Here is a 9499-nt window from a genome sequence, read left to right as displayed (position 1 = left end):
TGATGGTGATGGTTACGGTTTTAGGAGCACTGACTGCACCGTTGTTGTCGGTAGCCGTATAGGTGAAGGTGACTGCACGGCTTTCACCTGACGCAAGGTCATCAAAGTCCGTACCTGGATCGAAGCTGTACGAGCCATTAGAGTTAAAGGTTAAGCTGCCTTCCGTTACGTTTGTGACCACTTGGTAGCTGTCGATCGTGCCATCCACATCGGTGGCGACGGGTACACTAGTATTCAGTACCGCGTTTTCATCCGTAGTTTGCGCAGCATCATCGCTGGCAACTGGTGCATCGTTTACCGCTGTCACAGTCACGGCAACCGACCCCTCTGTGGTGGCTTTACCATCACTGACCGTGTAGGTAATCGTAGCAGTGCCGTTAAAGTCGGCTGCTGGTGTAAAGTTCACTTTACCGTCCACAATGGTCACAGTACCTTGGGCTTCTGGCACTGTGACATTGGCGATGGATAAGCTATCCCCTTCTACATCACTGTCATTAGCCAGTACGTCAATCACTATGACACCACCGTCTTCACTGACCGACGCTGCATCATTCACCACAACAGGCGCATCATTGGCACCAGTGACGGTGATGGTTACGGTTTTAGGAGCACTGACTGCACCGTTGTTGTCGGTAGCCGTATAGGTGAAGGTGACTGCACGGCTTTCACCTGACGCAAGGTCATCAAAGTCCGTACCTGGATCGAAGCTGTACGAGCCATTAGAGTTAAAGGTTAAGCTGCCTTCCGTTACGTTTGTGACCACTTGGTAGCTGTCGATCGTGCCATCCACATCGGTGGCGACGGGTACACTAGTATTCAGTACTGCGTTTTCATCCGTAGTTTGCGCAGCATCATCGCTGGCAACTGGTGCATCATTTACCGCTGTCACAGTCACGGCAACCGAACCCGCTGTTGTGTCGGTTCCATCACTCACCGTGTAACTGATCGTAGCGGTACCGTTAAAGTCTGCAGCAGGCGTGAATTGAATTTTGCCATCAACCACAGCCACTGTGCCCTGCTCGGCTGGAACGGTGGCATTGGCGATTGTCAGTACATCACCGTCGACGTCCGTATCATTGCTTAAAACATCAATAATGGTCACGCCACCGTCTTCAATAACGGTCGCAGTGTCGTTGATGACAACAGGCGCGTCATTACTACCCGTTACTGTGATCGTAACAGTTTTTGAACTACTAACAGCGCCGTTATTATCTGTCGCTGTATAAGTGAAGGTAACCGCTCGGCTCTCGCCCACCGCCAAGTCATCAAAGTCCGCGCCCGGATCAAAGCTGTATGAGCCATCAGGATTAAAGGTCAAGCTGCCTTCCGACACAGTGGTGACTACTTGGTAACTGTCGATCGTGCCGTCCACATCGGTGGCAACGGGTACACTAGTACTCAGTACTGCGTTTTCATCCGTAGTTTGCGCAGTATCATCGCTGGCAACTGGCGCATCATTAACAGCAGTAACATTAACTGTAACTACTCCTGTGGACTCATTACCGTCAGAATCCCTTAACGTATAAGAAATACTGTCCACACCATTGAAATTTGTATTGGGGGAATAGGTTACTAATCCATTAACATCCACGGTGACGGTACCGTTGCTAGCAGAGGCCCCAACAACTTCAATAGCGTCACCCTCTGGGTCTGTATCATTAGCCAATACATTGATAACAACAGATGTGTCTTCATTAGTCGTTGCTGAGTCAGCTACAGCATTGGGTGCTTGGTTAGCGCTCACTGTGATTGTTACTGTTGCAGTTTCAAGCGTTCCATTTGACTCAACGGTGTAGGTGAATGAATCGTCTCCGACAAAATTAGTGTTCGGTGTGTAAGTTATGTCACCGGAGCTATTTAAGGTAAGCACACCAAATGAAGGAGTCGTAAAACTTTTTACAAACCGTCCCTCATTTTCAAAACTATCATTGGCTAAGACATTAGAGGTTATAGTTTGGTTTTCAATCATGGATAGCTCGTCATCCACAATATCGACAACCGCACTAATGCCTATTGGCAACACTGCGTTTACTTCTAATAACTGTCCCAACTGCCCTAACTCAACAGTTAAATCCACCGGCCCATTATAGTCCTCACCCGGCGTATAAACTAAGCTGTTCAAGGCAACATTAATATCAGCAACAGAGCCTGACATTCTGATAATTTGGTCGTCGACGCCGTCACCTTCGCTGATACTCAGTCCAGCTGTCTGATTAATCGTCATTGAACCAATTGGTACCGACAACTTAATGTCTAATACTTGCCCATCAACATCACCAACACTGATTTGCTGTCCCACCAAATTCGCGAAAATAAGCGGAGTATCTTCTGTTAGTAAATCAATAGTTGGAATTGAAATCGTGGGTAAGTCAGCAACAGCTGCGACAGTCACAACGATCGAACCATTGGCAGAGGCTCCGTCGGAATCCGTCACCGTATAAGTTATGGTATCAATGCCGTTAAAATTAGTATTTGGGACATAATTTAATGAGCCATCGGGCTCAATAGTTACAGTCCCATTTAATGCTGTTGCCGCAGTGATAGTGATATCGTCACCATCAGGATCCGAGGCATTAACAAGTGCAGAAATATTTAACTCTGTATCTTCAACACCTGCTGCAACACCTGCTGACACAATCGGTACAGGGTTTACAACATTGATATCTAACTCAACCGTAGCAGACGCTCCGAGAAGATCGGTAGCCGTCACTGTTACGTTGTAATCACCCGAGGCCACCTGCGTTGAGGCATCAGCAGCTAATGTGCCAGTAATCAATCCTGTATTGGGATCAATCGACAACCCTGATGGAAGGCCAACAGCACTGTACACTAGTACATCGCCCAAATCAGGGTCGTTGAAGCCTAGTGCTGCATTAACTAAAACAACTCCCCCATCCTGTAAACTTAACGCATCTAAGCCCAGCGAAACAGGATCTGTATTCACCGTTACGCTAACCTGAACATCTTCTGTAACACCGCTTGAGGTTACCATGTAGGTGAACGTATCTGTGCCACGGAATGCCGCATTAGGCGTGTAAGTCAACTCATTACTTGCTCCAATACTCACTGTTCCGTTTGTAGCACCCTGAACACTGGTGATTTGTGCGTTACTATCAAACGAATCATTACTCAATGGGTAAAACGATACGGATGAATTGGTGTCTGTATTAATACTATCTGCTTGACCATCAACAATCCCCGCTATCACCAAAGCGATATTACTGTTCTGAGTGATTGTTCCATCAGAGACAGAAACCGATAGAGTGTCGGATCCGTAGTAGTCAGGTTTAGGAGTTACAACTAGACCATCAAGTGCAGCATTAACGTCACTTTGAGTACCGGAAAAAACCACTTTATTATCTGCAATACCAGTCCCTTCTGATAAGGTTAGGCCTGTGATACCAGACAAACTCATGGTGGCGTTAGATACTTCCAACGTTACAGTTAATGTATCGCCGTCTGTATCACTCACTGCTATTGATGTACCTAGCGCTTCACTGAACGCGTAGGTTTGGTCCTCACTAAAACTTGCCGTAGTTGGCAATGTTATCTGCGGCATTGCATTGGGTTCATTAACCGTTATTGATACAGTCGCTTCTTCTGTCGTTCCACCACTAGTAACTGTATAAGTAAAACTATCTGTACCGGTATAACCTGCATCAGGTGTATAAACAGCGTCTCCTTGGGCATTGATCGTGACGCTACCATGAGTCGGAGTCGAATAACCTGTTACGACTGCACCTGAGCTCTCAAACTCATCGTTCGACATAACATTAAAGTTAGCACTGGTATCTTTATCGGTAGAGACTGTATCGGCAACGATATCGTCCACGGCTGTAATCGTGAGCGGTAATTGAAGTGTGGCAATATGCAGCCCAAGCGGCAAAGCATCCGTTAAAGCAACAGTTATCTGAACATCACCGTTATAATCTTCAGCAGGTGTATATACCAAGCTTTCCAAAGCAAGATTGATATCTGCAATATCACCAGACAGTGTTAAGGCTGTATCTCCAGCAGCATTGCCTTCTGAAATATCAACTCCAGCAGTTTGAGTTAATGATAGCTCTCCTACACCAAGTGGTATGGACAACCCTACTTCCACAAGGCTTCCATTGATCCCGCCGACGCTAATGACATTTCCTCCGAGCTCAGCAAAAACAAGTGGCTGATCTTCTGAAAAAGCAGGAACAGAAGGCAGATTAAGAGTCAGGTCAACTAAATTTCCGTTCCAATCTGAAGCACTTAGTACTTGAGACTCAATAACACCTACCTCATGCTCAAGCTCCCAATCACCATCTCTACCTGTAAGATCATCAGATGCCGCTAGGTCTGCCCCTAATATTCGGTTCAATGTTTCGAGTGTTGCGATCCCTTCTGGGCTAGAGGCTAAATCACAACCGTAAATAAGAATATCTGCACTTTCTGTTAGGTTTCCTGCCCAAGCAGCGATAGATGATGAGAAGTCATTTTCAACGGTTTCTGAAGAAAGAGAATCACTTCCTAAACTAAATTGCCCTTCAGCGGAAGCGTGAGTAAGAATATGTATGGTATCAAACGGCTCATCTTGAGTAGTAAGATAAGCATCAACTTGAGAAACACCGCTTTGCTCTGGATCTAGCAGTAAAACCTTAGCGTCTTCATGAAAAGAGGCAATAAGGGAATCAAGCTCGAGAAGTGAACTATCAACAATATAAAGTGAGTTGGAATAAACTCCCTGCACATAATCTGCTACATCTGATATATCATCGCTTGTAGAGGGTGTACCGTCACTTGTAGGGATAGGAGTAACGGCTATAGACTCATCGTCTACCACATCGTCCACTGTTGCAACCATCGCTCCGTCGAACAACCAACGCCGCTCAAGAGCAATCCGCTCATTAATATCCTTAGAATAAAACCTTTTCATTCTTAGCTCTGCCCTGAAATACATAACGCACTTGTATAGCTAAGCCTAGTCAAAAATAAAATATTTGCTCAGAACTGAAAGGATCGTTTTAACCTAAAGTTATTCATGTTCGCTTAAACAAAAAAACCATGGTTAGCGCCATCCCTATGTTGAGAAATAACACTAAAACCATGGTTTTGAGTTACTATTTACAAGTAACTTTTTACTAGCAATTAAGGCATTTCGTCTTCGAACTCTTCTTTTGGTGCTGGCACCAAATCTTCGCGAGTTACATTTTGCGCGAGCAATAAGTTAGCCGCGACAAAAATAGACGAATAAGTACCAATCAAAATACCAATCAACAACGCTAGGGAGAAGTTATGGATACTTTCTCCACCGAAGAAGAACAGCACCACTAGCACAAACAAGGTTGTCATCGAGGTGATGATAGTACGGTCTAGCGTCTGATTAATCGACTCATTGATCAAATCGTATGGTGTGGTATCACGCATAATACGGAAGTTCTCACGGATACGATCACACACTACGATGGTGTCGTTCAAGGAGTAACCGATTACCGCCAAGATAGCTGCCAATACAGTTAAATCGAACTCAAGCTCAAACAGTGAGAAGATACCCAAGGTAATAATTACGTCATGTGCAAGCGCCACAACAGATGCCACAGAAAATTTGAACTGAAAGCGTACTGCAACGTAGACCATAACGATTGCAAGCGCCAATAGCATACCTAAGCCGCCCTGTTCACGCAGTTCTTCACCTACTTGACCACCGACGTACTCAGAGCGCATCAGCTCAACTTTTACATTGTCGTTATCACGCAGCGTGCTCAGTACCTCATCACCCAAAGTTGGGGTGTAGGCATTACCCATGCGCACGACAACATCGACTGGCGAACCAAAGTTCTGCACCGTTACATCATGATAATCTCCTTCCGCCAATAGCGTTCGAACATCATCAAGCGCGGGCGCTTGTGTGTATTGCACCTCTATTAAACTACCACCAGTGAAATCTAGACCGAATTTCAAGCCTTTTACCGCTATCGAACCTAGAGACACCAGCACCATCGCAATCGAAAACATCGCGACGACTTTACGCATTGCCATAAATGGAATATTCATCGTATCGCTGTCTCCTAGATAAATAAGCGCTTATTTTTACGTCCGCCGTACACCAAATTGATTTGGGCACGTGTTACAACAATCGCTGTAAACATAGACGTCAAAATACCAAGAGAAAGTGTTACAGCGAAGCCTTTAACAGGACCTGTACCCACTGCGAATAGGATCACCGCCACCAACAATGTTGTGATGTTTGCATCCAAGATCGTTGTAAATGCACGGTTAAAGCCCGAATGAATCGCCTGCTGGCTTGGCAAGCCCGCTTTGAGCTCTTCCCGTATGCGGGAGAATATCAGCACGTTAGCGTCCACCGCCATACCCATGGTCAAAACGATACCGGCGATACCTGGTAGTGTCAGCGTTGCAGAAAGCAAAGACATACACGCCATCAACAAGACGATATTTAGCGCCAAGGAAATGTTGGCAAAAATACCAAACACTTTGTAGTAAACCAGCATAAATGCCATGACTACAAGCAAACCAATTTGTGCAGACAACACACCCAAACGGATATTTTCAGCACCTAGGCTTGGACCAATAGTACGCTCTTCAACAAAGTAAATGGGCGCTGCCAGTGCTCCAGCACGAAGTAATAGCGCCAACTCAGAAGATTCGCGCGGACTATCCAAACCAGTAATGCGGAAAGAGTTGCCCAGCGTTGTTTGGATCGTCGCTAGAGAGATAATATTTTTCTCACTGTAACTACGACGCACTTCCGTCAACTCACCATTCTCATCTTCGACAAAGCGGCTACGGCTCTTATGCTCAATGAACACAACCGCCATGTTACGGCCAACTGCAGTTCGTGTGACACGAGCCATTTGCGAACCGCCTTTACCATCAAGGCTAATGTTTACCTGTGGACGACCGTTTTCATCAAACGATGAATTCGCATCTGCCACACTGTCACCAGTGATGATTACATCACGCTCAAGACGTGCAGTTCGACCACTACCATCACGGAACGTTAGCGTATCGATATCAGACGCATTGGCATCTAAACCCGCTTCAAGGCGAAACTCCAGGTTCGCTGTAGCACCGATGATACGCTTAGCCGCCGCCGTATCTTGCACACCAGGAAGCTCAACCACAATACGGTTGCTACCTTGACGCTGCACAAGAGGCTCAGCCACACCTAGTTCGTTCACACGATTACGCAAAGTCGTTAAGTTCTGCTGTAACGCATAAGCTTCCACTTCAGCACGAGCCGCTTCCGTAAAGCCTATCTCAACAAAGTAGTCACTTCCTTGATTCGAAGTGTTGTAAACATACTCGGAGAATTCATCTTGAAGCAGCTCAAGCGCTGCCTGCTGGTCTTCTTCGCGTAAGAAGCGAATCGACATCACACCATTCGTCACTTCTACACTGCGGTAACGAATGCGCTCCGTACGAAGACTGTTCTTCATCTCGCTCGCCGCAACATCCAAACGTTGCTTCAGCGCCGCGGGTGTATCGACTTCTAGCAAGAAGTGTACGCCACCACGTAAATCCAAACCTAGCTTCGCAGGTCCCGCACCAATCGAAGACAACCACTCAGGAGTCGTTGGCACTAAGTTAAGCGCCACAACGTAATTCTCACCTAATGCTGCAGCAATAACAGGTTTTGCAGCCAATTGATCTTCGCCATTATTAAAGCGAAGCGTACCACCCGCACTGGTCAACTCTGCCTCTTTAAGAGTAATACCCGCATCTTTAAGAGCAGTTTCGGCAGTAGTTAACGTTCGTTGATCAACGACGGTGGTTGTTTTTTGAGTGGACAGTTGTAATGCAGGGTCATCGGGGTACAAATTAGGAAGCGCATAAACCACACCTAAGGCGATCACGAGCAAGATTAGCAAATACTTCCACAAGGGGTACTTGTTGAGCATGTATAGTCCTTGGAGCTAATAAAATAAAAAACCAAGAAGAAGAAAAGCGCCAAGATGGCGCTTTTCTCTTGAGATTAGATGGATTTTAGTGTGCCTTTTGGCAACACAGCACCCACTGCAGATTTCTGAAACTTCATCTCAATGTTTTCGGCAACTTCTAGAACAACGTAGTTGTCATCAACTTTCGTCACTTTACCTAGAACACCACCGTTTGTTACCACTTCAGTGCCTTTAGCTAGTGACGCTAGTAGGTTGCGATGCTCTTTAGTACGTTTTGCCTGAGGGCGCCACATCAAGAAATAAAAGATAACAACGAAACCAACCAACAATACAAGGTTAAAAATCCCTGCGTCAGCTGGCGCAGCACCTTCAGCGTAAGCTGGTGAGATCAAAGCGATCATGGTGTTTACTCTCCAATGGTTAAAAAAACGGTATGCGCATGTTATTTAAAAATAGTTGCGCCATTTTGACTATTATTTTCGACAGTTACTCACTCAGTGGTGGAGTTTCCATACCACGTTTCGCGTAAAACTCATCTACGAAGGCATCAAATCTACCTTCATCGAGCGCCTTACGCAATCCCGCCATAAGCGTCTGGTAGTAACGTAAGTTATGGATAGTGTTTAATTGCGCACCAACCATTTCCTGACACTTGTCTAGATGATGTAAATAAGACCTAGAAAAGTTTTTACAAGTGTAACAATCACATTCTTTATCTAAAGGGCTTGTGTCATGACGATGAAACGCGTTTCGGATACGCACAATGCCTTCAGACGTAAACAAGTGACCGTTTCTAGCATTACGAGTTGGCATCACACAGTCGAACATGTCGACACCGCGACGTACACCTTCAACGAGATCTTCAGGCTTACCTACACCCATTAGGTAACGAGGCTTGTCCTCAGGCATTTTATAAGCCAAATGATCTAGAATGCGCACCATATCTTCTTTTGGTTCACCAACAGACAAGCCACCGATTGCGTAACCGTCAAAACCAATATTGGTTAAGCCCTCAAGTGATTCGTCACGCAACTGCTCATACATACTGCCTTGAATGATACCAAATAGCGCCGATGGGCTGTCACCGTGCGCATCTTTCGAACGCTGCGCCCAACGAAGGCTCATGCGCATAGAACGCGCGGCTTCATCTTCGGTTGCAGGATATGGCGTACATTCATCAAAAATCATCACAATGTCAGAGCCCAAATCACGCTGAACCTGCATGGAGATTTCAGGACTTAGGAAAACCTTGTCGCCATTAACCGGTGAGCGGAAACTCACACCCTCTTCCGTGATTTTTCGCATATCGCCTAGCGAAAACACCTGAAAACCACCTGAATCAGTCAGGATCGGCTTCTGCCATTGGGTAAAGTCATGCAAATCCCCATGAGCCTTGATGACATCCGTACCTGGACGCAACCAAAGATGGAATGTGTTACCAAGAATGATATCAGCGCCAATGGCTTCAATATCTTTGGTTAGCATACTTTTTACTGTTCCGTAGGTGCCAACCGGCATAAAAGCAGGGGTTTCAATATCACCACGTGGAAAGCTCAAGCGCGCACGGCGAGCTTTGCCTGAGGTGGCTAACACCTCAAAGTCCATGA

5 protein-coding genes are annotated in these 9499 nt (G+C 46.0%); all 5 read right to left on the bottom strand.

Annotated features, from left to right (window positions below):
• Nucleotides 1–4906, bottom strand: a 4906-nt coding sequence (locus tag C8D85_RS18090; protein ID WP_162847598.1) for an Ig-like domain-containing protein, incomplete at its 3' end; no start/stop codon positions are given.
• A gap of 212 nt (nucleotides 4907–5118) precedes the next feature.
• A complete protein-coding gene (secF, locus tag C8D85_RS15190; protein WP_133564289.1) occupies nucleotides 5119–6024 on the bottom strand; it encodes a protein translocase subunit SecF in 906 nt (301 codons plus the stop codon).
• A gap of 14 nt (nucleotides 6025–6038) precedes the next feature.
• Nucleotides 6039–7892 (bottom strand): protein translocase subunit SecD, encoded by a 1854-nt coding sequence (gene secD, locus C8D85_RS15185; RefSeq protein WP_133564287.1) that lies wholly within the window; start codon nucleotides 7890–7892, stop codon nucleotides 6039–6041.
• Nucleotides 7893–7966: 74 nt separating this feature from the next.
• Entirely contained in the window at nucleotides 7967–8293 is a 327-nt protein-coding gene (gene yajC / locus C8D85_RS15180; RefSeq protein ID WP_133564285.1) for a preprotein translocase subunit YajC, read from the bottom strand.
• Between the two features lie 85 nt (nucleotides 8294–8378).
• A complete protein-coding gene (gene tgt / locus C8D85_RS15175; protein WP_133564322.1) occupies nucleotides 8379–9497 on the bottom strand; it encodes a tRNA guanosine(34) transglycosylase Tgt in 1119 nt (372 codons plus the stop codon).
• Nucleotides 9498–9499: the final 2 nt, after the last annotated feature.

It is taken from the genome of Marinomonas communis (assembly GCF_004363305.1).
In the GTDB taxonomy this organism is placed as follows: Bacteria; Pseudomonadota; Gammaproteobacteria; order Pseudomonadales; family Marinomonadaceae; genus Marinomonas; species Marinomonas communis.
This window is presented reverse-complemented; position numbering and strand designations above follow the sequence as displayed.

Bases quoted from the DNA above. Each gene is read 5' to 3' on its own strand.
- secF (WP_133564289.1), bottom strand. From the start codon at position 6,024: ATGAATATTCCATTTATGGCAATGCGTAAAGTCGTCGCGATGTTTTCG.
- secD (WP_133564287.1), bottom strand. From the start codon at position 7,892: ATGCTCAACAAGTACCCCTTGTGGAAGTATTTGCTAATCTTGCTCGTG.
- yajC (WP_133564285.1), bottom strand. From the start codon at position 8,293: ATGATCGCTTTGATCTCACCAGCTTACGCTGAAGGTGCTGCGCCAGCT.
- tgt (WP_133564322.1), bottom strand. From the start codon at position 9,497: ATGGACTTTGAGGTGTTAGCCACCTCAGGCAAAGCTCGCCGTGCGCGC.